At 67.7% G+C, this 24,954-nt stretch carries 20 protein-coding genes; 8 read left to right on the forward strand and 12 right to left on the reverse strand.

From position 1 onward, the window contains the following. Position 1: 1 nt before the first annotated feature. The 3 genes from cobT to V3328_RS02375 all read right to left on the reverse strand — a co-directional run bounded on the left by cobT (position 2) and on the right by V3328_RS02375 (position 3,683). Positions 2–1,909 (reverse strand): cobaltochelatase subunit CobT, encoded by a 1,908-nt coding sequence (gene cobT, locus V3328_RS02365; protein ID WP_378758881.1) that lies wholly within the window; start codon positions 1,907–1,909, stop codon positions 2–4. A gap of 74 nt (positions 1,910–1,983) precedes the next feature. Further along, complete coding sequence (cobS, locus tag V3328_RS02370) at positions 1,984–2,970, reverse strand: cobaltochelatase subunit CobS (RefSeq protein ID WP_340328036.1); 987 nt, start codon at positions 2,968–2,970, stop codon at positions 1,984–1,986. Positions 2,971–3,047: 77 nt separating this feature from the next. Then, positions 3,048–3,683, reverse strand: coding sequence for a J domain-containing protein (locus tag V3328_RS02375; protein ID WP_340328037.1), 636 nt, complete (start codon positions 3,681–3,683; stop codon positions 3,048–3,050). A gap of 110 nt (positions 3,684–3,793) precedes the next feature. Between V3328_RS02375 and V3328_RS02380 the strand changes: the two genes are divergently transcribed. After that, the gene (locus V3328_RS02380) at positions 3,794–4,069 is read left to right on the forward strand and encodes a BolA family protein (RefSeq protein WP_340328038.1); all 276 of its coding nucleotides are present in this window, start codon (positions 3,794–3,796) and stop codon (positions 4,067–4,069) included. A 9-nt stretch (positions 4,070–4,078) separates the two neighbouring features. Here the strand turns inward: V3328_RS02380 and V3328_RS02385 are convergent, their stop codons facing one another. After that, positions 4,079–4,714, reverse strand: coding sequence for a helix-turn-helix transcriptional regulator (locus V3328_RS02385; RefSeq protein WP_340328039.1), 636 nt, complete (start codon positions 4,712–4,714; stop codon positions 4,079–4,081). A 93-nt stretch (positions 4,715–4,807) separates the two neighbouring features. On the opposite strand from V3328_RS02385, the gene V3328_RS02390 reads away from it, so the two are divergent. Beyond that, positions 4,808–6,208: an MFS transporter gene (locus V3328_RS02390; RefSeq protein ID WP_340328040.1), complete on the forward strand. Its 1,401-nt coding sequence runs from the start codon at positions 4,808–4,810 to the stop codon at positions 6,206–6,208. A gap of 1 nt (position 6,209) precedes the next feature. Here V3328_RS02390 and V3328_RS02395 read toward each other — a convergent pair whose 3' ends face one another. The 3 genes from V3328_RS02395 to V3328_RS02405 are packed head-to-tail and all read right to left on the reverse strand — an operon-like array spanning position 6,210 to position 9,327. After that, entirely contained in the window at positions 6,210–7,541 is a 1,332-nt protein-coding gene (locus V3328_RS02395; protein WP_340328041.1) for an HlyC/CorC family transporter, read from the reverse strand. Beyond that, a complete protein-coding gene (gene aroB, locus V3328_RS02400) occupies positions 7,538–8,671 on the reverse strand; it encodes a 3-dehydroquinate synthase (RefSeq protein WP_340328042.1) in 1,134 nt (377 codons plus the stop codon). Before aroB ends, V3328_RS02395 begins: the two co-directional genes overlap by 4 nt. Beyond that, positions 8,668–9,327 carry a shikimate kinase gene (locus V3328_RS02405; protein WP_378758882.1) on the reverse strand — a complete coding sequence of 220 codons (660 nt, stop codon included), beginning with the start codon at positions 9,325–9,327 and terminating at the stop codon, positions 8,668–8,670. The genes aroB and V3328_RS02405 overlap by 4 nt, the downstream gene beginning before the upstream one ends. Before the next feature lie 160 nt (positions 9,328–9,487). Here V3328_RS02405 and V3328_RS02410 point away from each other — a divergent pair, with 160 nt between their 5' ends. The 4 genes from V3328_RS02410 (at position 9,488) to V3328_RS02425 (ending at position 13,325) form a co-directional block, all read left to right on the forward strand. Further along, a complete protein-coding gene (locus tag V3328_RS02410) occupies positions 9,488–9,631 on the forward strand; it encodes a histidine kinase (RefSeq protein ID WP_340328043.1) in 144 nt (47 codons plus the stop codon). Positions 9,632–9,725: 94 nt separating this feature from the next. Continuing rightward, complete coding sequence (locus V3328_RS02415; RefSeq protein WP_340328044.1) at positions 9,726–10,730, forward strand: site-specific tyrosine recombinase XerD; 1,005 nt, start codon at positions 9,726–9,728, stop codon at positions 10,728–10,730. 72 nt (positions 10,731–10,802) lie between these two features. Further along, positions 10,803–11,756 (forward strand): acetyl-CoA carboxylase carboxyltransferase subunit alpha, encoded by a 954-nt coding sequence (locus tag V3328_RS02420; protein ID WP_340328045.1) that lies wholly within the window; start codon positions 10,803–10,805, stop codon positions 11,754–11,756. 162 nt (positions 11,757–11,918) lie between these two features. Continuing rightward, positions 11,919–13,325, forward strand: a complete 1,407-nt coding sequence (locus V3328_RS02425; RefSeq protein WP_340328046.1) for a L,D-transpeptidase family protein — start codon at positions 11,919–11,921, stop codon at positions 13,323–13,325. Here V3328_RS02425 and V3328_RS02430 read toward each other — a convergent pair. The 5 genes from V3328_RS02430 to secA all read right to left on the reverse strand — a co-directional run bounded on the left by V3328_RS02430 (position 13,312) and on the right by secA (position 22,339). Continuing rightward, entirely contained in the window at positions 13,312–14,103 is a 792-nt protein-coding gene (locus V3328_RS02430) for an amidohydrolase family protein (RefSeq protein WP_340328047.1), read from the reverse strand. The two genes, V3328_RS02425 and V3328_RS02430, sit on opposite strands and share 14 nt — an antisense overlap. Positions 14,104–14,113: 10 nt before the next feature. After that, positions 14,114–15,889 (reverse strand): SLC13 family permease, encoded by a 1,776-nt coding sequence (locus V3328_RS02435; RefSeq protein ID WP_340328048.1) that lies wholly within the window; start codon positions 15,887–15,889, stop codon positions 14,114–14,116. A 1,238-nt stretch (positions 15,890–17,127) separates the two neighbouring features. After that, positions 17,128–18,012 carry a lipid kinase gene (locus tag V3328_RS02440; protein WP_340328049.1) on the reverse strand — a complete coding sequence of 295 codons (885 nt, stop codon included), beginning with the start codon at positions 18,010–18,012 and terminating at the stop codon, positions 17,128–17,130. Positions 18,013–18,092: 80 nt separating this feature from the next. Further along, the gene (locus V3328_RS02445) at positions 18,093–19,379 is read right to left on the reverse strand and encodes an adenylate/guanylate cyclase domain-containing protein (protein WP_340328050.1); all 1,287 of its coding nucleotides are present in this window, start codon (positions 19,377–19,379) and stop codon (positions 18,093–18,095) included. Between the two features lie 146 nt (positions 19,380–19,525). Further along, positions 19,526–22,339: a preprotein translocase subunit SecA gene (gene secA, locus V3328_RS02450; RefSeq protein ID WP_340328051.1), complete on the reverse strand. Its 2,814-nt coding sequence runs from the start codon at positions 22,337–22,339 to the stop codon at positions 19,526–19,528. 317 nt (positions 22,340–22,656) lie between these two features. Between secA and V3328_RS02455 the strand changes: the two genes are divergently transcribed. Both V3328_RS02455 and argJ read left to right on the forward strand, forming a co-directional pair. Then, positions 22,657–23,676, forward strand: coding sequence for a peptidylprolyl isomerase (locus tag V3328_RS02455; RefSeq protein WP_340328052.1), 1,020 nt, complete (start codon positions 22,657–22,659; stop codon positions 23,674–23,676). A 36-nt stretch (positions 23,677–23,712) separates the two neighbouring features. After that, on the forward strand, positions 23,713–24,954 hold the full coding sequence (argJ, locus tag V3328_RS02460; RefSeq protein ID WP_340328053.1) for a bifunctional glutamate N-acetyltransferase/amino-acid acetyltransferase ArgJ: 1,242 nt from the start codon (positions 23,713–23,715) through the stop codon (positions 24,952–24,954).

Here is a 24,954-nt window from a genome sequence, read left to right on the forward strand (position 1 = left end):
CTCAGGCCGGAGTCCGCAGGCGCTGCCGGCGTGTCGTCATGGTTCCCACAGCGTCGTCCTCGAACAGTTCCGCCAGCTTCTCCGTCATCGCGCCGCCGAGTTCCTCGGCGTCGACGATGGTCACGGCGCGGCGGTAGTAGCGGGTCACGTCGTGGCCGATGCCAATGGCGATCAACTCGACCGGCGACCGCGTCTCGATATCCTCGATGACCTGGCGCAGATGGCGCTCCAGATAGTTGCCCGGATTGACCGAGAGGGTGGAGTCGTCGACCGGTGCCCCATCGGAAATCATCATCAGGATGCGCCGCTGCTCGGGGCGGGCCAGCAGCCGGTCGTGGGCCCAGGCCAGCGCCTCGCCGTCGATGTTCTCCTTCAGCAGGCCCTCGCGCATCATCAGGCCGAGATTGCGCCGGGCGCGCCGCCACGGCATGTCGGCGGGCTTGTAGATGATGTGGCGCAGGTCGTTGAGCCGGCCCGGATTGAGCGGCTTGCCCGACGACAGCCAGTTTTCCCGGCTCTGTCCGCCCTTCCAGGCGCGCGTGGTGAAGCCGAGGATCTCGACCTTGACGCCGCAGCGCTCCAACGTCCGCGCCAGGATGTCGCCGCAGGTTGCCGCGACCGTAATCGGCCGGCCGCGCATCGAGCCCGAGTTGTCGAGCAGCAGCGTCACCACCGTGTCGCGGAAATTGGTGTCGCGCTCCATCTTGAAGGTCAGCGGGTGGAGCGGGTCCATGATGACGCGGGGCAGCCGCGCGGCGTCGAGCGCGCCTTCCTCCAGGTCGAAGTCCCAGGCACGGTTCTGCTGGGCCATCAGGCGGCGCTGCAGGCGGTTCGCGAGCCGGGTGACGACGCCCTGCAGGTTCTGGAGCTGCTTGTCGAGAAAGCCCCGCAGGCGATCCAGTTCGTCCTGGTCGCAGAGTTCGTCGGCGGTCACGGTCTCGTCGAAGCGGGTCGTGAAGATCCGGTAGGCGTTGGGGCCGTCGGTGTTGGAGAACGGGAAGTTGGGACGCCAGGGCTCGGTGGAGTCGGTGGCGTCGGCCGCGTCGGCATCCTGCTCGATCTCCTCGGCCCGCGTCTGGCTCGCCTCGACCTCGCCGTCCTCCTGCTCGGAACCTTCCTGGCTCTCGTCGGAGGCTGCTTCCGAGGCGTCCTGCTGCCCTTCCTCGCCGCTTTCGCCCTGGGAGTCGGAGTCGTCTTCGCCCTGTGCGGATTCGTCCTCGTCCTCCTGTTCGGCCCCGAGCTCGTCGGCCATGTCGAACGCCGCGATCATGTCGCGGACCAGACGCGCATAGGCGTCCTGATCCTCGATCACGCCGGACAGGCGATCCAGTTCGCCGCCGGCCTTCTGCTCAATCCAGCTCCGCCACAGGTCGACCGCGCGCTGACCGCTCGGCGGTGGCGCCCGGCCGGTGAGCCGTTCGCGCAGCATCAGCGCGACCGCTTCCTCCAGCGGCGCGTCGGACCGCGATTCCGCCGCCGCGACGTTCATGCGCTGGTATCGGGCCTCAAGCATGGCACCGATGTTGTCGGCGACGCCCGACATCCGCTGCGAGCCGATGGCTTCGCAGCGGGCCTGTTCCACGGCTTCGAACAGGGCGCGCGCATTGCGGCCCTGCGGCAGGAGACGGCGGTGGACGCCCTGGTCGTGGCAGGCGATCCTGAGCGCCATTGAATCGGCGACACCCCGTGCGATCGCCGCGTCGGCCCGGGTCAGTTTGCGCGGCGGCTCGGGTAGCCTGACGCTGGTGCCCGAGGTGCCGGCACGATCCGAGGCGTAGGTTACCTCCACATCGCTATGCCCCGATATCGCGCGGACGGCCGCCGTCACCGCCCGCTTGAACGGTTCCGTCGGGGTGCTGCGGGTGTTCTGGGCCGGTTTCCTGTTGCTCGTCGGGCGTATGTCGGGCACGTCGTCAGCACTTCCTTACCAGGGGCCGAATACCGTCCGGCCCGCGATTGAGGGCCCCGCGAACCGGGGCAACGTCAGTTCAGCGCCACGTTCACCGTCGATTCCGGCAGTTCGGTGCCGAAGGAGCGCTGGTAGAACTCGGCGACGATGCCGCGTTCCGCCTCGTCGCACTTGTTGAGGAACGTCATTCGGAAGGCCTGGCCGAGTTCGCCGAAGATCTGCGCGTTCTCCGCCCAGGTGATCACCGTGCGCGGGCTCATGACGGTCGACAGGTCGCCGTTCATGAAGGCGTTGCGAGTGAGATCTGCGACGCGGACCATCCGCGATACTATGTCGCGGCCCTCGTCGCCCGTGTAATGCTTGGCCTTGGCCAGGACGATGTTCACCTCGTCGTCGTGCGGCAGGTAATTCAGCGTCGTGACGATCGACCAGCGATCCATCTGGCCCTGGTTGATCTGCTGGGTGCCGTGATAGAGGCCCGAGGTGTCGCCGAGGCCGATGGTGTTCGTGGTGGCGAACAGCCGAAACGAGGGATGCGGGCGGATGACCTTGCGCTGGTCGAGCAGCGTCAGCTTGCCGGAGACCTCGAGCACGCGCTGGATGACGAACATCACATCGGGCCGGCCGGCGTCGTACTCGTCGAACACCAGCGCCGTGTTGGTCTTCAGCGCCCAAGGCAGGATGCCGTCCTGGAACTCGGTGATCTGCAGGCCGTCCTTGACGACGATGGCGTCCTTGCCGACCAGGTCCAGACGGCTGATGTGACTGTCCAGGTTGACGCGCACGCAGGGCCAGTTGAGGCGGCTGGCGACCTGCTCGATATGGGTCGACTTGCCGGTGCCGTGATAGCCCTGGATCAGGACGCGCCGGTTGTAGGCGAAGCCGGCAAGGATCGCGAGGGTGGTTTCACGGTCGAACTGGTAGTCCGGGTCGAAGTCGGGAACGTGCTCGTCCGACTCCGAATAGGCCGGGACCTCGAGATCGCTGTCGATGCCGAAAACCTGCCGGACGGACACCTTCATGTCCGGCAAGCCGCTCGGCTCCGTAGCCTCAGTAATCATGCTGCCTCCAGCTTGCGGGACACGCGCTGCGTCCCGTCACACTAGCGTTCGTGTTGAGTGAAGTGCGCCGACAATAATCAGCAATCGCGATAGAAGCCAGAGGCCTTCAGCGTGTTGTAGGCCTCGATGATCGACCGGAGCCGATCCTCCGTGCTTCGATCGCCGCCATTGGCGTCGGGATGGTGACGCTTCACCAGTTCCTTGTAGCGGTACTTGATTTCGGGGCCGCTGGCGGTTTCGTCAAGTCCCAGGACGTCGAGCGCGCGCCGTTCGAGGGTGCCGACGCGGCGCCGCCGGACCTCCGTTTCCTCGGTCGAGGGAGATCCGCGGCGGGCTTCGGCGAAGAAATCGAACGGATCGACGAAGACGCCGGCGCGAGCCGCGGCGGCTGCGCGACGGCCGGCGTCGCGCCGGTCCCGGGAGTTGACGCCCATCGACCATGTCGGCCGATGTCCCGTGGACCGCGACGACAGCCACGCCTTCACGTCGTCCTCCGACATGCCGGAGAACCAGTTGTAGGTCTTGTTGTACTCGCGAACATGGTCGAGGCAGAAATTGTAGTACTCGCCCTCCAGCGCGCGACCCTTCGGCGCGCGGTGCGGCGCCGGCCGCCGGCACCCCGGGGCGTCGCAAGCCGGCGCCTGTTCGGGGGCTGCCGGTTCAGCATCCGGGCGGATGCGGATCTGGTCGAACCATTTGGAGTCGAGCTTCATGGGGCCGGATTATGGGTATCTGTGTGAATCGGCACAAGCGCTGTGGCGGGTTTCGCGCAGTGCATGGCTGCGGGCTTGACAGGATTGACGCATCCGGCCACGACGATTTCATGACCAGCGACGCCAGACCCGCGAAAGACCGGATCGCCGAAAAGTTGACGGCGGCCTTCCACCCCGTCTCCCTCGAGGTGATCGACGAATCCGACCGCCATCACGGCCATGCCGGCTGGCGCGAGGGCGGCGAGACCCATTTTCGCGTCAAGATCGTATCCGGTGCCTTCGCCGGCAAGACGAGGATCGAACGGCATCGGATGGTCAACGAGGCCCTCGCCGACGAACTGGCCGCCGGCGTGCACGCGCTGGCAATCCACGCCGACAGCGCCTGATCGCGAAGTTCAGAGCGGGGTGATCCGGTAGGCGCAGCGTCGGGCCCCCTGCAACAGGTGCTCGACGCGTTCGATCCTGCAGTCCGGGCCAAGCACGCGGGCGAAGATGTCCTGCTCGGCGCGGCAGAAGTTCTGGCAGCGCCGCGCCGCGGCGCAGATCGGGCAGTGGTTTTCGACAAGCAGGAAACTGCCGTCGGGCTGTTCGCTGCACTCGGCCATGTAGCCCTCGATGTCGCGTTGGCGGGCGAGTTCGGCGACCCGGTCGGCCAGCGGCGCGATATCTTTCAGGGCATCCCGATAGCGGGATTCGGACTGGCGTTCGCGGCGCGCGATCAGGCGGTCGAGCGCGGCGTCGCCGAGCAGGTCGCGGACGGCGTCGATCAGGCCGACTGCGAGTTCGGCATGGGTGTCGGGAAAACGGGCCCAGGCCGCATCGGACAATCGCCAGACCCGCTTCGGCCGGCCGGCGCCGCGGTGCTCGTCCACGAACGTGACGAGATCCTCCCCCGATAGCCTGTCCAGGCGTTCACGCACCGCCTGTGGCGAGATGTCGAGGCGCTCGGCAATCTGCGCGGCGGTGGCCGAACCGCGCATCTTCAGATGGAACAGGACTTTGTCTTCCGTGACGGTGCCGGTCTCGGGCAAGGCGGATCCTCGCGATGAAATTTAACAAGGAGATACTTGTTAAAACAATCTTGTTGGTTTAGCAAGGCATGCCTTGTTCATAGCGGTGATACCATGCCCAGCCCCTCCGACGCCGATTTTCGTACCATCGTCCTGCAGAGCGGGATCGGCCGGGTCGCCATCCTGTGCCTCGGCGTCTGGCTGCACGCGGCCGACTCGCTGCTGGCCGCTACCGTGATGCCGAGCGCCGTCGCGGATATCGGCGGTCTCGACTACATCTACTGGACGATCGCGCTTTACGAACTCGGCTCGATCTCGGCGGGCTTCCTCGCCGGCCTGCTTGCCGTCAGCTTCGGGCTGCGGCTGGCGATGGCCGGCGCCGCGCTCGTCTATGCGCTCGGCTGCGGGGCGAGCGCCTTTGCGCCGGACATGGCGACGATGCTGATCGGCCGCATGCTGCAGGGCGTCGGCGGCGGCTGGATGATCGCGCTGTGCCATGTCGGGATGGCGCAGATGTTTCCCGAACGCCACTGGCCCAAGCTGCTGGCGCTGATCTCGGCGACCTGGGGCGCCTCGGCGCTGGTCGGGCCGCTGATCGGCGGGGCGTTCGCCACGATCGGGCTGTGGCGCGGGGCCTTTGTCGCCTTCGGTCTGCAGGCGGTGGTGTTTGCGATCCTGGCGCTGATGCTTCTGGAGACCGGCCGGTCGAAGGTCGTCGAAGAGGCTGTGCTGCCCTGGCGGCGGCTGGTGCTGCTCAGCTCGGGCGTGTTGCTGATCCTGATTGCCGGCATCCATCCCGCGCCGCTGCTGGCACTCCTGCTGGTTCTCGCCGGCTTCGGGCTGATGCTGCTGGCGCTGAGGCTCGACGGACGCGGGCGGGGGCGCCTGCTGCCGGCGCGTCCGTTCGACATACGGGCGCCGTGGGGGGCCGGCTTCACCATGGTGCTGACCCTGTCCATCGCGACGGTGTCGTTCACCGTCTACGGACCGCTGATCATGGAATCGCTGTTCGGGGTGACCCCGTTCATGGCGGGGCTGATGATCGCCATCGAATCGGTGTCGTGGTCGGTCGCAGCGATCGTCTTCGTCAACGCCCGGCCGCGGCTGGAGCCCTGGCTGATCCGTTTCGGGGCGCTCGCGATCACCGGCGGGATCGTCGGCTTCGCCCTGGTCATGCCGTCCGGGCCGCTGTCGGCGCTGGTCCCCTGGGCGATGCTGCAGGGGGCGGGCTTCGGCGTCGCCTGGGCCTTCATCCTCAGGCGGATCGTGGCGTCGGTTCCCGCCGGCGAGCGCGAGCGGGCGGCTTCGGCTGCGCCGACGCTGCAGATGGCCGGCTATGCGATCGGGGCAGCCCTGTCGGGTATCGTCGCCAACGCTGCCGGTCTCGGCGACGGCCTCTCGCCGGAGGCGGTCGAACGGACGGCGTTCTGGGTGTTCGCGGCGTTCCTGCCGATCGCCGCCGTGGGCTGCCTCGCCGCCTGGAGGCTCGCCTCGACGGAGGTCCCGCAGGCCTGACCTATTCGCCCGCCGGCCTCGCCTCGCCGGCCGGTCTGGCGGTCTTGGCGATCCTGGCCGGCTTCAGCTTGGAGACGGGCGTGATCCGCAGCGAGGTCAGGCGGTTGCCCTTCTTGCGAAGCACCTGGAAGCGGAAGCCGTGGAACGTGAAGGCCTGGCTCGGCTCGGGGATCTGCCGCGCCTCGTGGATGACCAGCCCGGCGATCGTCGTCGCCTCGTCATCCGGCAGGTTCCACTCCATGACCCGGTTGAGATCGCGGATCGGCACCGAGCCGTCGACGTTGACGGCTCCGTCCGGCTGCGGGCGGACCCCCTGAACGACGATGTCGTGCTCGTCGGCGATGTCGCCGACGATCTCCTCCAGGATGTCCTCAAGCGTCACCAGCCCCTGGACGTCGCCGTACTCGTCGACGACCAGAGCGAAGTGCGCCTTGCGCTTCAGGAAGGCGTTGAGCTGGTCCTGCAGGCTGGTCGTGTCGGGAACGAACCAGGGCGGGTTGATGATCTCGGATATGTCGAGCTTCGCCGCGTCGCCGCCGGCCGAGGCGAGCGCCCGCAGCAGGTCCTTGGCGTGCAGTACGCCGACGATGTTCTCCGATTCTCCCCGCCACAGCGGCAGCCGGGTGTGCGGGCTGTCCAGCACGTCGCGGACGATCTTCTCCGGCGGGTCGTCGCCGTTCAGCATCCGCATCTCCGTGCGGTGCACCATGATGTCGGACACTTCGAGGTCGCGCAGGTCGAGGATGCCGCCGAGCATGTAGCGGTCCTCGGCGACGACGGCGCCTTCCCGGTGGTGCAGGTCGATTGCCCCGCGCAGCTCCTCGTGGGCGGAGAGAAGCGGCTGGCTGTCGGCGATGCCGCTGCCGGCGGCGCGCATGATGCCGCGCACCAGAAACTCGATCGCGCGCGTCACCGGTCCGAAGATCCACACGATGACCTGGACCATCGGCGAGACGAACAGGGCGACGCGGTCGGGATGGATGATCGCGTAGGTCTTCGGCAGAACCTCCGCGAAGACGACGACGAGCGCGGTCATGATGATGGTCGCGTAGACGACGCCGGCATCGCCGAACAGCCGGATCGCCAGGCTCGTCGCCATCGCCGAGGCGAGGATGTTGACAAGGTTGTTGCCGAGCAGCAGCGCTCCAATCAGCCGCTCGCGCGTTTCCAGGAGCCGGGTGGCGATCCTGGCGCGCTGGTCGCCGGTAGTGACCAGATGATGCATGCGGGCGCGGGACGCCGCCGTCAGCGCGGTCTCCGATCCCGAAAAGAAGCCCGAGGCGATGATCAGGCCGATGATGGCGCCGAGAATGAGGGCGATCGTAAGCGTCATGTCTTCAGTCGTTCGGCGAGGAAGTCCCTGACCGTCGCCGCGTCCACGTCCTTCTTCACCAATGCCTTGCCGATTCCTTCGGTCAGCACGAAGGTCAGCGCGCCGCGCTCGACCTTCTTGTCCTGCCGGATCAGCTCGAGCATGCCGTCGGCATCCGGCATGTCGGCCTTGATATGGGATGTCCGGGTCGGCAAGCCAACCGCCGACAGATGCGCCTCCACACGGCCTTCGACAGCCGGATCGCAGAGGCCGAGCCGGGCCGAGAAACCATGCGCCAGAACGATGCCGATGGCGATCGCCTCGCCGTGCACCAGGGTGCCGTCGAAACCGGCGGCAGTCTCGATGGCGTGGCCGAAGGTGTGGCCGAGGTTGAGGAGGGCACGCTGGCCGCCTTCGCGCTCGTCCGCCGCGACGACCCGGGCCTTCGACCGGCAGCTGGTCGCGATCGCGTGGATGCGGGCCGGACCGCCGGCGAAGACGTCCTGCCAGTTTTCCTCCAGCCAGCCGAAGAACTCGGCATCGTCGATCAGGCCGTACTTGGCGACCTCGGCGTAGCCGGCGCGGAACTCGCGCGGGCTCAGCGTGTCGAGCAGACCGGTATCGGCGACGACCAGCGCCGGCTGGTGGAAGGCGCCGACGAGGTTCTTGCCGTGGGCGGTATCGATGCCGGTCTTGCCGCCCACGGAGGAGTCGACCTGGGCGAGCAGCGAGGTCGGCACCTGCACGTAGCGGATGCCGCGCCGCAGGACGGCCGCCGCGAACCCGGCCAGATCCCCGACCACGCCGCCGCCGAAGGCGACGAGGATGTCGCCGCGCTCGACGCGGGCGTCCAGAAGCTCGCCGACGACCCGCTCCAGCTCGGCGAAGCATTTCGACGATTCGCCGGGCGGCACGGTGATGACGGAGGCGATCTCCGCCTTGCCGGCCACCGCCTCGCGCAGGGCATCGGCATGCAGGGCCCCCACCATGCTATCGGTGACGATCGCAAGGCGCGCGCCCGGCGCCAGCGTTGCGACCAGGGTGCCGAGACGGGCCAGGACATTCGGACCGATGACGATATCGTAGGCGCGGTCCTCGAGCTCGACCCGCACCGTTTCGCCTGCTGCCGCCGGCTTCAGGTCGGCTGTCATGTGGACGTCCTTTCTGTGCTCAGCCCGCCACTGCGACCGGAGGCGCCGGGGTCGGCCTCGTCGCGCGGAAGGCAATCGTCGAGCGCGATCAGGATCTCGTCGACAACCACGTCGTGCGGCACGTCACGTGAGTGCACCGTGACGTCGGCCATCGAATATGTCGGATAGCGCAGGTCGACGAGGTGGCGCAGCTTCGCCTCGATGTCGTCGCCGCTGAGCAGCGGGCGGTCGTCGCGCCGCCGTACCCGACGCAGCAGCACGTCGAGATCGGCATTCAGCCAGATCGACACGCCCACCCGGGCGACGTTTTCCCGCGTCGTCTCGTTCATCCAGGCGCCGCCGCCGGTCGCCAGAACCTGCGGCCCGCCGTCGAGCAGCCGGGCGATGACCTTGCGCTCGCCGTCGCGGAAGTGCTCCTCGCCGTGCAGGGCGAAGATCTCCGGGATCGAGCAGCCGGCCGCCGCCTCGATTTCGGTGTCGGCGTCGACGAACGGCAGTCCGAGCCTGGCCGCCAGCCTGCGGCCGACCGACGACTTGCCGGCGCCCATCATGCCGATCAGTACGGCGGACCGGCCGTCCAGCCGCGCACGGATGCCGGCAGGATCAGGCAAGGATCCGCGTCGGGACGTTCTCGATTGGTTTCGTGTCGAGGCCATGCGATGTCTGGTGGCGTATCGCGCCAAACTATCCTATATCGGCGACCGCAGGGGTCCGGGAACCCCGGGTCGGGGACCCATGAGTAGTCGCCGGCCGGTATCGTGACAAGCTTGGGAACGACGGTCGCTTGGGTTCCCGCGCACGGGAGACAATCGGGCGGTGCCTAGTCTTTTCCGCTTCCTTGTAATCGTCGGCTTCCTGGTCGGGCTGGTGTACGCGACCATGTTCGCGCTTGTCACGTTCGTCGAGCCGCAGCCGCGCGAGATATCGGTGCGGGTTCCTGCCGAACGCCTGCAGCCCTGACCGGCATGTGCCGGGCCGGCATGTTACGGACCGGCATGTTACGGATCGGCGGGCGGCGTACCCGTGCGGCACCGTGGATGTCCTGGAGACAGATTTGACCGCCGCCAAGGCAACCTCCTGGAAGACCCGGGGCGCACTGATCGAGGCGTTCCTCGAAATGATCGCGGCCGAACGGCTGGCGGCAGGCAACACGCTGGAGAGCTACCGGCGCGACCTCGATGACTTCGCCGGCTTCGCTAGGGGGCGGGGCACCGACGTTTCGGCGGCCTCCGCCGACCTCATCCGTGCCTACCTTGGCGACATGGAGGAACGCGGCTTTGCGCCGACCTCCCAGCAGCGGCGGCTCTCGGCGCTGCGCCAGTTTCATCGTTTCCTGGTCGAAAGCGGCGCCCGCGGCGACGACCCGACGCAGACGCTGGAGGGGCCGCGGCGCGGCCGGCCGCTGCCGAAGGTGCTGAGCCAGCGCGATGTGGAAGCCCTGCTCGACCGCGCGTCGGCCGAAGCCGCCGACGAGACGGCGCCGGCGTTGCGTCGTATTCGGGCGATCCGGATGCGCTGCCTCCTCGAACTGCTCTACGCGACCGGACTGCGCGTCTCCGAACTCGTTGCCCTGCCGGCGTCTGCGGCGCGCGGCGAACGGGCGATGCTGGCGGTCGTCGGCAAGGGCGGACGCGAGCGGTTGGTGCCGCTGACGGAGGCCGCGCGCGGCGCGCTGGCGGTCTGGGACGAGGCGAAAAGGCAGCGCAGCCTGCTCGGCCGCTGGCTGTTTCCCGCCGACTCCGATTCCGGCTACCTGACTCGGCAGGCCTTCGCCCGCGACCTCAAATCGCTCGCCGCGCGCGCCGGGTTGCCGGCATCGAAGATATCCCCGCACGTGCTGCGCCACGCTTTCGCCAGCCATCTGCTGGAAAACGGCGCCGACCTGCGGGTGGTGCAGCAGTTGCTCGGCCATGCCGACATCTCCACCACCCAGATCTACACCCACGTGCTCGAGGATCGGCTCAGGCAGGTGGTCGACGAGCATCATCCGATGGCGCGTGCCGTACCCGCCGGAAACGATCGGAGCGACAGCGACGACGAACGCGGCGGCACCGGCTGAGGAAACCGCCGACGCTTGACAGAACAGGGGGGGAAAGACAGTTTCCCGCAGCCCGGAAGGTAAAGAAACACAATGAAGGCCTATCTCGAATTCGAGAAACCGGTCGCCGATCTCGAAGGCAAGGTTGCCGAACTTCGCGCCCTGGACGGGGGCGAGGACGGCGTCAAGGTCGACGACGAGATCGCGCGGCTGGAGACCAAGGCGCGACAGGCGCTGCGCGATCTCTACGCGAAGCTCACGCCCTGGCAGAAGACCCAGGTCGCGCGGCATCCCGGTCGTCCGCATGCGCTCGACTACATCGATGCGCTGATCGAGGACTTCACGCCGCTGGCCGGTGACCGGAAGCATGGCGAGGACAAGGCGATCGTCGGCGGGCTGGGGCGCTTCGAAGGCCGTCCGGTGGTCGTCATGGGGCACGAAAAGGGGGCCGACACCCAGGCCCGGCTCAAGCACAATTTCGGCATGGCGCGGCCGGAGGGCTACCGGAAGGCGGTCAGGCTGATGGAACTGGCCGGGCGCTTCGGCCTGCCCGTGCTGGCGTTCGTCGATACCGCCGGGGCCTATCCGGGCATCGGCGCGGAGGAACGCGGCCAGGCCGAGGCGATCGCCCGGGCGATCGATGCCTGCCTGGCCCTGACCACACCAAACGTCGCCGTGGTGATCGGCGAGGGCGGTTCGGGCGGCGCGGTAGGTATCGCGGCCGCCAACAAGGTGCTGATGCTGGAGCACTCGATCTACACGGTCGCCTCGCCGGAGGCCTCGGCATCGATCCTGTGGCGGGATTCGGCGCGGGCCAGCGACGCGGCGACCGCCATGAAGGTCACCGCCAGCGACCTGAAGCAGTTCGGGGTGATCGACGAGATCATCGTCGAGCCGGTCGGCGGTGCCCACCGGGAGCCGCAGGCGGCGATCGAATCGACCGGCAGGGCGATTTCGGAGGCCCTGCGGGAGTTCGACGGGATGGACGGCGACGCCGTCCGCAGGAGCCGTCGCGAGAAATTTATCGCCATGGGGCGGTCGCTTTGACCGGAATCTCGGCAATGCCATTGTTTTGCCGATATATTGCTATTGCGAATAAGGCGACGCGGGGCGAAACTCACCGGATGCGGGCCGGTAAACCGAGTCTTAACGCTATCGCCCTTATTGTCTGACCCGGTAGCAGTTGCGTTTGGATTTTCGGATCGATCCATGATGTCACTTTCCCACGTGCGCGTTCTGGCGCTTGCAGTCACGCTGACGGCGGTCGGCGGCTGCATCGACGACCAGATGAGCAGCTCCAAGCATCTCCAGCCGCTGAGCTATGCGACGGTTCGCCAGCTCGAGGAAAAGGGGATGAGCAAGTCGGATCCGATACTCGTGCGGATCTACAAGGAAGAAAACACGCTCGAAGTGTGGAAGCCGGGTCCGGACGGACGCTACGCGTTCTTCAAGGATTACGAGATCTGCAGCTGGTCGGGCAAGCTCGGCCCCAAGATCAAGGAAGGCGACAAGCAGGCGCCTGAGGGCTTCTACACGGTCACGCCGGCCCAGATGAACCCGAATTCCAGCTACTACCTGTCCTTCAACATCGGCTATCCGAATTCCTACGACAGGTCGCACGGCCGCACCGGCCAGCACCTGATGGTCCACGGGGCGTGCTCGTCGGCGGGCTGCTATGCGATGGAGGACGAACAGATCGCCGAGATCTACGCACTTGCGCGCGATGCCTTCCGCGGCGGCCAGCGCGAATTCCAGGTGCAGGCGTATCCGTTCCGGATGACACCCGCCAACATGGCCAAGCATGCCGGCAATCCGAACATGAGCTTCTGGAAGAAGCTCAAGGAAGGCAGCGACCATTTCGAGGTCACCGGCAGGCCGCCGAACGTCGGCGTGTGCGGTCGGGACTACGTGTTCAACGCCAACCCGGTCGACCCGAGCAAGCGTCTCGATCCGTATGCGACCTGCCCGCAGCTCGACGTTCCCGACAATATCGAGGTCGCCGTCGCCAGCAAGCAGATGCGCGACGAGACCGCCTATCAGGTGGCGCTCGCCGAGATCAAGCTGCAGGACAAGATGCAGCAGGATCAACTCGCAAAGCAGCAGCTGGTCATGACCGCGAGCCTCGAGGATCAGGGCAGCGCCGAAGGTTACAGGTCGGACGCCGAAGCGGACGAGGTGCTCGGCGAGGCGACGACGCAGACGGCGTCGGCCGACGAGACGGCAGAGTCCGGCGAGGACGTGGCGCCGATCGAGGTCGTCGCGGTCAGCACCACGGCGCCGGCGAGGCTGCCCTCGGTGGCGACCGCGTTCTCCGGCGTCTGGGGCAAGCTGGTCGACATCACCGGCAGCCTGAAGCCGCTGGGCGACGCCGAAGCCGGGCAGGCGGATGCTGTCGCCGACCAGAGCGCCGATCCGATCACCACCGGCACCGTGCCGGTTCCCGAGCAGAGGCCCGACGCCAGCGACAAGAGCGCCGACGCGGGTGCCTCGGCGAAACGGCTGAACGCCGCCACCGCCTATGTCGAGATCATCGAGAACGACGACGTCTTCGCCGCCTTCGACTTCTTCGAGGAGGTGAACGGGGTCTCGGTGCCCGCCGACATCATCCGGCGCTGAACGCCCGTTCCGCCGCCTCTCCCCCCGGAAGAGCCTCGTCGATCCCGTAGAACGTTGCCGCGTTGCCGTGAAACACGGCATCGCGCATCGCCTCGCCCAACGCCGCTTCGATCAGCGTGATGTCCTCCGGGGCGAAGCGCCGGGTACGCGTCGACGGCAGATCGGTGCCGAACAGGATGGCGCCGGGGTTCACCCGGGCCACCGCCCGCAGGATCGCAGCGACGTCTCCCGAAATCCGGGCGAATCCCGTGGCCTTCACCCGCGCGCCGGCCTCGACCAGCCGCAGCAGCGTCGGCAGGCCGTCCTCGCTCAGGCCGAGATGGTCGATCGAGAGCTTCGGCAGGGCCGTCAGCACGGGAAGCAGGTCCGCGAGCGCCGTCGCGTCGGCATAGAGTTCGACGTGCCAGCCGGCGATCTCGTGGACGCGCCGGGCCATCGCCTCCAGCGATTCGACACCGGCCGAGCCGCCGCGCCTCAGGTTGAAGCGGACCGCCCGGACGCCGGCGGCGTGCAGGTTCAGGATATCCGCGTCCGGCGCGTTCTCGGGGAGCTGTGTGACGCCGACGAAACCGGGGCCGAGACGGGCCAGTGCATCGAGCAGATAGCCCTGGTCGAAGCCCTGGAAGGATCCCGACACCACGGCGCCGCCCGTGATGCCGAGCGGGCGCGCTTCGGCCAGATAGTCGGACACCGTGTATGGGTCGGGCAGGAAGCCCTGGTTCGCCACCAGCGGGAATCGCGGATCGACGACATGGAAATGCGCATCGAAGATCCGCATCCCGGTGTCCTCAGAACGGCCAGACGATCATGATGGTCGGTATCGCCACGGCGATGACGATGATCTCCAGCGGCAGGCCCATGCGCCAGTAGTCGCCGAACGCGTAGCCGCCAGGGCCCAGGATCAGCGTGTTGTTCTTGTGGCCGATCGGCGTCAGGAACGCGCAGGAGGCGGCCACCGCGACGGCCATTAGGAAAGGGTCCGGGCTGGCATTCAGGCTGTTGGCGATGTCGACGGCGACCGGCGCGGCGATGACGGCGGTCGCGGTGTTGTTGAGGACGTCCGACAGGGTCATCGTCACGATCATCAGCAGCGTCAGGATGACCCAGGCGGGCGTGCCGGCGGCAACCGTCACCAGTGCCTGCGCGATGAGCTCGGTGCCGCCGGAATTCTCCAGCGCCACCCCGAGCGGAATCATCGAGCCGAGCAGCACCACCACCGGCCACTCGATGTCGTCGTAGACCTCGCGGATCGGAATGATGTTGGTGAGCACGTAAATCACCACCACGGCGGCCAGCGCGACCGGCAGGTAGAGGACGCCGAAGCTGGCGAGCGCGACGGCGAGCGCGAAGACGGCCGCCGCGAATCCGGCCCGCCCGTGCTGGGTCACCAGCAGCCCGCGCTCGGCAAGCGGCAGCGTGCCGATCCTGGCGGCGGCATCCTCGATCCGGTCGGCCGGTCCGAGCAGCAGCAGGATGTCGCCGGGGGCGATCGGCAGCCGGCGGACACGCTCGCGGAAGCGCTTGCCCTGCCGGGAGATACCGAGCAGCGTCACGCCGTAACGGCTCAGGAGGCGCACCTCGTCGGCCGAGCGGCCCTGGATCCGGGCATCCTGCGGCACCACGACTTCGAGTACCTTCAGGTCGGCGCCGGCCTCCTCGCGGTGCTTGTCCTCGCCGATATAGCCGAGCTTCAGTTCCCCGACGATCGAATCGATCGCGTCGGGTGTCGCGTCGACGACAAGCAGGTCGCCCTTGCGGATCTCCGTCCGGCGGGCGCCCCCCGGCAGGCGCTCGCCGCGGCGCACGAGGCCGACGATCGCGACCTCGAGTCCGCTCGCAACCTCGTCGAGATCGGCGACCTTCTGCCCGATCGCCGGTGAATCCTCGCCGACCACCAGTTCGGCGACGTAGCCGTGCAGGTCCTTCAGTTCGGCGCCGGAATTGCGACTTGTGGCCGACGCGGGGATGAGCCGCCAGCCTATCGTGGCCACGAAGACCACCCCGACCAGGGCGCAGGCGAAGCCGACCGGCGCGAAGTCGAACATGTGGAAGCTCTCGCCAAGTTCGCGCTGCCGGAACGAGGCGATGATGATGTTCGGCGGCGTGCCGATCAGGGTGATCAGGCCGCCGAGGATGGTGGCGAAGGACAGCGGCATCAGGGTCACCGCCGGGCTGCGGTTGGCCTTGGCGGCCGCCTGGATGTCGACCGGCATCAGCAGGGCGAGCGCGGCGACGTTGTTCATGAATGCAGACAGGATGGCGCCGATGCCGGCGAGCTTGGCGATGTGCCGGCCGACGCTCTGGCCGCCGTTGGAGAGGAACTTCATGACGAGGTCGATCGCACCCGAATTGATCAGGCCGCGCGACACCACCAGCACCAGCGCCACGATGATGGTGGCCGGATGGCCGAAGCCGGAGAACGCGGCGTCCTTCGGCACCGCCCCGTAGATGATGGCGACCAGCAGCGCCGCGAAGGCGACGAGGTCGTAGCGGAACCGCCCCCACAGCATCAGCGCGAACACGGCGACGAAGAGCGAGAACAGGAAGATCTGGTCGACAGTCATTGCGGGGGAACGTCCGGTGGGCAGGCTGGAAGGCGCGACTGGCGCATCCATAGCAGATAACGCCCGCGAACCCGAAGGGTTCGCAGATCAGGGCATGCGGGGCGCGGGCGCTCGAAGGAGTGCCTTGCTAGGTGTTTAGTGGTGGCGCTCGTCCGAGCGCCCGCCGCGGCGGTTAAGGCCAAGTCCGGATCGCGCTCCGGCGGGGGCGAACGGCTCGCGCCCTAAAGAGCCCCCGGGGTGCGCTGCCAGGAGGCTTGGCCTCCTGCGCCACGGTCCCCGTGGAACTCCCTCGGACGGCCGGACTGATCCCGCCTCAAGGCCCGCTTGGGCGGCCCGCCTTAGTACGGACGGGCGATCCGGGAGCCTCCCCGAGCCGGCGTGCCGACATGCACGGCCTGCTGGAGGCGCCGCTCCCTCCCGCGTGGTCCGTGTCGGATCCGGACACGCCCCCGCATGGGAGAGATGGCATGAGCATACGCGCGTTCTGGAGAGTGTGAATAAAATTGTCGGCGGGATTCTGGTAAGGGACTGGCAGGCCTACGGAAATCGACAGTCCGCGCCGACTACCGCATCTGCCTTGGGCGTCATGGCCGGGCCTGTCCCGGCCATCCACGTCTTCTCCGCGGTGACCGCTGTCCGTGGATGCCCGGCACAAGGCCGGGCATGACGGCTGAGATATGTCGTATTAGATTGGCCATACCGCAGCCGCGCCCCGGGCCTGTCCGCAGGCGGCGGGGTTGGGAGTGTTCTGGGCCTAGCACGTAGCCCGGATGAAGCGGCAGCGTAATCCGGGGGCTGCGCCGGAGGCACTCTCGGGTAGGGGACGACCGCACCGCCGTTCCCGGATTTCGCTTGCGCTCCATCCGGGCTACGTAGGCGGCGCCTTCGGCGGGTCGTTACGCTGGGTCCCGGGTCAAGCCCGGGACGTAAGCCGCGTGTTGGGCAGGGGCCTTGCCCCACGACAGACCTACGCCCCGGGCTTGATCCGGGGCCCAGCGCGGCGATTGCCGCACCTGCTGCCGGTCTGTCGGGACGGGCGCTGACGCGCCCCAATTCAGCGGCTGCGCCGGAGTGTTGCGCTGGGTCCCGGCTCGGGGGGCGGGACGTATGCCTTGGGTGGGGCGGGGCATTTGCCAGTTCCGCAGCCTACGCCCCGGGCTTGACCCGGGGCCCAGCAGCGGCGGTCGCTGCGGGGGATGGCGATGGTATCTGCCACCCGTAGCCCGGATGGAGCTGGGCTATGCGGCCGGGGGCGGGGCGAAGATATCGAGGGCGGCGGGGTCGACGGTGATCTCCAGCGGGGTCTTCGTGGTTACCTCGCCGTCGGTGTTCACCGACAGCGGCTGATCGGTCTCGATGCGCACGGACCGGCAGCGCAGGGCGGTGACGCAGTCGCTGTGGATCTGGGTTCCCGCGCGCAGCGCGGGGGCCAGCGTCATCAGTTCGCCGATTGTCTCCGCCTCGATGGCGTAGACGTCGAGCATGCCGTCGTCGATCGCCGCGTCCTCGGCGACGCGCATGCCGCCGCCGTAGAAGACGCCGTTGCCGACTGCGATCTGATAGGTCTCGACCTCGAAGCGGCGATTGTCGCACTCGATCGTGGCGCGGAAGCGCTCGGCCTCGCCGAGCACCTCGATGGTGGTGAGCAGGTAGCTGAGCACGCGCCAGTTCTGTTTGCGCTCCGAATCCTGGTGCAGCGCGATCTCGACCCCAAGGCCGACCGAGGCGGCGTTGGCGAAGGGTCGGCCGTTGGCGCGGGCGATGTCGATGCGGCGCGTGCGGCCGGCCGCGACGACGCCGGCGGCACCCTCGGCGTCGGCCGGTATGCCTAGCGTCAGCGCCAGGTCGTTGGCGGTTCCCAGCGGCAGGATCCCCACCGGCTTGCCGGCCTCGATCAGGGCGCCGAGCGCGCCGTTGACGGTGCCGTCGCCGCCGCCGACCAGAACCGCGTCGCAGGAGCGGGCGCCCTCGACGATCAGGGCGCCGAGGTCTTCGGAGCGCCTGGATCGCCTGAGGTCGATCTCGAAACCGGCGGCAGCGAGCGCGCCGATCGCCGGGGCGAGTTCGGTTTCGGCCCGGGAGGCACCGGGATTGACAACGACGAGAAGACGACGATCGGCCATGGACGGTTCCCAGCGGGACGTGACGGAACCAGAACGCACAATCGGGGTCCAGGTTCAATCGTATGGCGCCCGCGCAGGGGTCATCGTCCCGTGACGGCCGCGGGGCTGAGGCCGGCAGCCGCGTCGTCCCGCCAGGCAAACAGCTCGATGGAATGCGACAAGCCGACCAGGTCGTGGGCGCCGACCGGGCGCCAGCGGTGCGGCGCCTCGAGGGCGATCGCTTCCGTGGCCAGCGCCAGCACGTCCAGTTCCTTGGTGTACTTCTCGATCCGCGCCACCTGGTTGACGGTGGGCCCGATCACGGAGAACGTCATGCGGTCCGGCACGCCGATATTGCCGAACATCAGCCGTCCCGAGTCGACGCCGATGCCGAAATCGAGCGGCAGGCCGGGGTCGACCTCCAGCATCCGCCGGCGGCGCGCGTCCGCCTCCGTGATCGCCTCGCAGGCCCTCGTGATCGCGCCGCCGACGCGCTCGGCGGGCTCCAGGGCGGGATCGAGCGGAAAGATCGCCAGAACCGCGTCGCCGATGAAGTCCAGCACCTCGCCGCCACGGTCGAGCGCTGCCCCGGCGACGCACTCGAAATACCGGTTGAGCAGGTCCATGTACCGGCCTTCCGGCATCATTTCCGCGAGTTTCGTCGAATTGCGCAGGTCCGAGTACCAGACGACGGCCTCGATCACCTCGCCGTCGCCGTGCCGGATCTGGCCAGAGAGCACACGCCGGGCGGCGACACGGCCGAGATAGGCGTCGGCTACGTTGCGCGTGATGCGGCTCAGGACCATCGTCTTGGTGGCGATCGCAAGCCGCCCCTGCAGGCGTTTCAGCGTCGCGAACTCGCGGTCGGTGAAGCCGCCGGGGCGCTTCGTCGCCCAGCTCACCAGCACGCCGCCCGGATCGCCGTTCTCGGTGACGCGGGGGATCGAGTAGCGCGTGGCAAACAGCAGGTAGTCCGTCATCCCTTCGTCGGCGAGACGCTGCAGGATAGGGAAATCGGCCTGCGCCTCTGGCCCGGCGAGGCGCCGGCGCAGCATGTCGAGATTGGCCTCCACCGCGTATTTGAGCGGGCTCTTCTTCCAGTCGTCGGAGCGATCGCTGCCGTGCGGCAGGGTCTCGAGCACGGCGCCGGTCTGTGGATACCAGATGACGGATTCGGCGTCGAACAGCGGATGCAGCGTCGGCCAGGCCAGATTGGCGCGGTCGACCTGCACGCCGATGTCACGCAGCCGCTCGCAGAGGCCGACGAAGACCTCGACGACGTCCGGGTCGTCGAACGCCTGGCTGATCAGCCAGTCGGACAGCCCCTGGACGTCCACCTCGGAGCAGTAGATGTCGGGAAGCGAGGAAGGCTTGGGTTGATCGTTCATGGGCTGCCGGCCAATCGGTCTCGCCGCCGGCACACGCGCCGGCAGCGACGCTCGGAACTATACCCGCAAACCGTGCCCCGCGTGCCACCCGGAATTGCGTGCCACCCGGAATTGAGTGCCGGGACAACATGCGGGGGCCGGCGCCCTCAGCCGAAGCGGCCGTGGCAGTGCTTGAACTTCTTGCCGGAGCCGCAGGGGCAGGGCTCGTTGCGGCCGACCTTGCCCCAGGTCGAGGGATCGTTCGGATTGCGCTCGCTCTTCCTGACCGGTGGCGCGAGGGTGGCGGTAGCACCGCCGCCGGCCATCGCCATTTCCGGGCCGGCCATCGCCATCTCGTCCTCGCCGGTGGCCGGGTCGAGATGGTGGGCCTCCATCTGCGGCAGCGGTTCGGGCTCGGGTGCCTCGCGCACCAGTTCGACCCGCATCATCTGGCCGGTAACGACCTCGCGCAGCCGGTCGAGCATCTGCTCGAAAAGCGTGAAGGCTTCGGTCTTGTACTCGTTGAGCGGGTCGCGCTGGGCGTAGCCGCGGAAGCCGACGACCTGGCGCAGGTGGTCGAGCGTGACCAGGTGCTCGCGCCAGAGATGGTCGAGGGTCTGCAGCAACACCGCCTTCTCGATCTGGCGCATGACGCTCGGCGAGAAGTCGGCGACCTTGCGGGCGAACCGCTCGTCGGCCGCCTTCGTCAGGCGCTCGCGGATCTCCTCGTCGGCGATCCCCTCTTCCTTCGCCCACTCGTCGACGGGCAGGTCGAGGTTGAGGTGCTCCTGCACCTTCGCCTTCAGGCCCTCGGTATCCCACTGTTCGGCATAGGCCTTCTCGGGGATATGGGTTGTGACGAGTTCGTCGACGACCTGGTGGCGCATGTCGGCGACGGTCTCGGTGATGTCCTCGCCGGACATCAGCTCGATGCGCTGCTCGAAGATCACCTTGCGCTGATCGTTCATCACGTTGTCGAACTTCAGCAGGTTCTTGCGGATGTCGAAGTTGCGCGCCTCGACCTTCGACTGCGCCTTCTCCAGCGCCTTGTTGATCCACGGATGGACGATCGCCTCGCCCTCCTGCAGGCCGAGCTTCTGCAGCATGCCGTCCATGCGGTCGGAGCCGAAGATGCGCATCAGGTCGTCCTGCAGCGACAGGAAGAACTTCGAGTGGCCGGGGTCGCCCTGGCGGCCGGACCGGCCGCGAAGCTGGTTGTCGATGCGCCGGCTCTCGTGCCGCTCGGTGGCCAGCACGTAGAGCCCGCCGGCATCCTTGGCGATGGTCTTGAGCGCCTCGACCTCGTCGCGGATCTTCTTCTCGGCCGCCTCGCGCTCGGGTCCCTCCTCCATGCCCTCCAGCTCGTGGCGGATGCGCATGTCGGCGTTGCCGCCGAGCTGGATGTCGGTGCCGCGGCCGGCCATGTTGGTGGCGATGGTGATGGCGCCGGGCACGCCGGCCTGGGCGATGATGTAGGCTTCCTGCTCGTGGTAGCGGGCGTTCAGCACCGCGAAGACCTTCTCGCTGTCGGTGCCCTGGTCGCCGTCGTAGAGCGGCTTGAAGGCGTCGGGATCGGTGAAGTCCTTCTGGCGGTAGCCGTTGTTCTTGAGCAGCTCGGCGAGCTGCTCGGACTTCTCGATCGACGTGGTGCCGACCAGCACCGGCTGACCGCGCTTCTTGCAGTCGCCGATCAGCTCGAGGATGGCGTCGTACTTTTCCTTGGTGGTGCGGTAGACCTCGTCGTCGTCGTCGATGCGCGCGACCGCGACGTTGGTCGGCACCTCGATGACCTCGAGGCCGTAGATGTCCATGAACTCGTCGGCCTCGGTGGCGGCCGTGCCGGTCATGCCGGCGAGCTTGTCGTAGAGCCGGAAATAGTTCTGGAAGGTGATCGAGGCGAGGGTGACGTTCTCCGGCTGGATCTGCACGTGCTCCTTCGCCTCGAGCGCCTGGTGCAGGCCCTCCGAATAACGCCGGCCCTCCATCATGCGGCCGGTGAACTCGTCGATGATGACGACGCCGCCGTTCTTGACGATGTAGTCCTTGTCGCGCTGGAACAGCTTGTGGGCGCGCACCGCCTGGTTGACGTGGTGGACCAGCGTCACGTTCTCCACGTCGTAGAGCGAGCCCTGGGTCAGCAGGCCGACCTCCTTGAGCTTCTCCTCGATGAACTCGGTGCCGGCCTCGGTCAGCGTCGCCGAGCGCTGCTTCTCGTCGACGTCGAAATGTTCCGGCTGCAGCGAGGGAATCAGCACGTCGATGTTGTTGTACAGCTCGGAGCGGTCCTCGACCGGGCCGGAGATGATCAGCGGCGTGCGCGCCTCGTCGATCAGGATGGAGTCGACCTCGTCGACGATCGCGAAATTGTGACCGCGCTGGACCATCTGGTTCAGCTCGTACTTCATGTTGTCGCGCAGGTAGTCGAAGCCGAGCTCGTTGTTGGTGCCGTAGGTGACGTCGCAGGCGTACTGGCGCCGGCGTTCCTCGTCGTCGATGCCGTGGGTGATGCAGCCCACCGTCAGGTCGAGAAACTTGTAGACCTCGCCCATCCACTCGGCGTCGCGCTGGGCCAGGTAGTCGTTGACGGTGACGACATGGACACCCTTGCCTTCCAAGGCGTTGAGGTAGACCGCCAGGGTGGCGACAAGCGTCTTGCCCTCGCCGGTCTTCATCTCGGCGATGTTGCCGCCGTGCAGGACCATGCCGCCGATCAGCTGCACGTCGAAATGGCGCTGATGGAGGGTCCGCTTGGCGGCTTCCCGTACGGTCGCGAAGGCCGGCACGAGAAGCTCGTCCACGGTCGCGCCGCCGGCGAGCTGCTGGCGGAATTCGGCGGTGCGGGCGCGCAGTTGCTCGTCGCTCAGCCGCTCCATCTCGGGCTCCAGCGCGTTGATCGCGTCGACCTGGGATTGATAGGACTTGACCTTCCGGTCGTTGGCGGAGCCGAAAATCTTGCTGGCGATGCTGCCGAGGCCGATCATGCGTGTCGTCTCTCCGGCTTGCGCCCGCGGAACGCGAGGTGAGCCTTTGTATGGGGTGCGCCGCCATGCGACAGGCGGTACGTGGTGCCGGCCGCGCCGGAAACGCCCGGAGGGCCGATTAACGCCGTTGTTCACCGCAGCCGAGCGGCTACAATGCGCTGAGATAAGAGTCGGATTTCGCCTTGTCAACGCGACCGGATTGCGCAAGCTTGGCGCCGGTGTCCGCCGGGCCTGCGACCCGGCCCCCGTGCGGACCTCCAGCGCCGGTGCGATACGCGCCCGGTGCGCCGACACTCCAGCACACGGAATACCGGCTCATGAAGTTCTATCGTCTTTCGTCGTCGACGCGCCTTTTCGCGGGCGGCCTGATCGCCATTCTCGTCGCCGCCGCGCCGGCGCTTGCCCAGGACACCACGACCCAGGACACCACCACCCAGGACGGCGCCGCGGCGGAAGCGGCTGCCCCGGAAACGGCAGCTCCCGAAGGCGCCGGGGACATGGCAGCCGGCAACACGGCCGTCGCCAGGATCAACGGCAAGGTCATCACCGAAGGCGACCTGGCGATCGCCGAGCAGGATATCGGGGAGTCCATTCCCGACCTGTCGGAGGCCGAACGCAGGGACTACCTGGTCACCTACCTCACCGACCTGATGATCGTGTCCGAGGCCGCGCGCAAGGCCGGCGTGGCCGACGACCCGGCCTTCCAGAAGCGCATGGACTACATGGTCGACCGCAACCTGATGGAAAAGTACCTCAACGACGAGGGCATGGCGGCGGCCACCGAGGACGAGGCCAGGAAGCTCTACGACGAGGTCATCAAGGAGGTGCCCGAGCAGGAGCGCGTTCGCGCCCGCCACATCCTGGTGGAGACCGAGGACGAGGCCAAGGAGATCAAGAAGCAGCTCGACGAGGGCGGCGACTTCGCGGCGCTGGCCAGGGAGAAGTCGAAGGATCCCGGCTCCGGCAAGGAGGGCGGCGAACTCGGCTGGTTCACCAAGGAAGAGATGGTCCCGGAATTCGCCGAAGCGGCCTTCGCGCTGGAGCCCGGCCAGATCTCCGAGCCGGTGAAGTCGGATTTCGGCTGGCACATCATCAAGACCGAGGGCAAGCGCAACAAGCCCGGCTTCGACGAGGTGGAAGGCGAGCTCTACGAGATGGTCGCTCGCCAGCGGCAGCGCGACATCATCATGTCCCTGCGGGAAACCGCCGACGTCGAGAAGCTCTACGAGCCGGCCGCCGAAACCGACGGCAAGGACAAGGGCAAGAAGAGCAAGACGAAAGCGGGCAAGAAGAAGAATGACGAAGCCACGGAAGGCGCCGAGCCCGCGTCCGAGTAGCCGGACCCGGGCGCGGCTTTCGCGGGGGACAACCTGATGGCCGGCAAGGTTTCGCCGCTGGCGCCGGCAGTCATGCCGGAGATGCCGGATATCGAGGGCGTGCGGTTGATCGCCGCGGAGGCCGGCATCCGCTATGCCGGCCGCAAGGATGTCATGCTGGCGGTGTTGGATCCCGGAACGACGGTGGCGGGCGTGCTGACGCGCTCGCGCTGCCCGTCGGCACCGGTCGACTGGTGCCGCGAGCACCTTCCAGGCGGCACGGCGAGGGCGCTGGTCGTCAATTCCGGGAATGCCAACGCCTTCACCGGCATGCGCGGCCGGCAGGCGGTGGAGAAGACCGCCGCCCTGGCTGCCGCCGCGGTCGGCTGCTCTGCCGACGAGGTCTTCCTGGCGTCCACCGGCGTGATCGGGGAGCCGCTCGACCCCGGGCCCTTCGAGGCGGTGCTCGCCGACATGGCCAAGAAGGCCGCCGCGGGTGGTTTCGCCGAGGCGGCGAAGTCGATCATGACGACCGACACCTTCCCGAAATACGCGTCGATAACCGCCGATCTGGGTGGCACCGAGGTGACGATCAACGGGATCGCCAAGGGATCGGGCATGATCGCCCCCGACATGGCGACGATGCTCGGCTTCCTGTTCACCGACGCGCCGATCGCCGCGCCGGTTCTGCAGGCGATGTTGCGGCGCGCGGCCGAGAAGTCGTTCAACGCGGTGACCGTCGACGGGGACACTTCGACCAGCGACACGGTGCTGCTCTTCGCCACGGGGAAGGCCGCGGATCGCGGTGCGCCGAGGATCGATACCGTCGACGATGAACGGCTGAAGCCGTTCCGGCGCGCGCTGGCCCGCGTGATGCGACAGCTTGCCAAGCTGCTGGCGCGCGACGGCGAAGGGGCGAGCAAGTTCGTGACGGTCTCCGTAGAGGGCGCCGAGAACAACCGCTCGGCGAAGCGCATCGCCATGGCGATCGCCAATTCGCCGCTGGTCAAGACGGCGATCGCCGGCGAGGACGCCAACTGGGGCCGGGTGGTGATGGCCGTCGGCAAGGCCGGCGAACCGGCCGATCGCGACAGGTTGTCGATCTGGTTCGGAGAGATCCGCGTGGCCCTCGACGGCGAACGCGACCCCCTCTACGACGAGGAAATCGCTACCGACTACATGAAGCAGCGGGAAATCGACCTCAGGGTCGACCTCGGCATCGGCGAGGGCAGCGCGCGGGTGTGGACCTGCGACCTGACCCACGACTACATCTCGATCAACGCCGACTATCGGAGCTGA

It is taken from the genome of Microbaculum marinum (assembly GCF_037855135.1).
Taxonomy (GTDB): Bacteria; Pseudomonadota; Alphaproteobacteria; order Rhizobiales; family Tepidamorphaceae; genus Microbaculum; species Microbaculum marinum.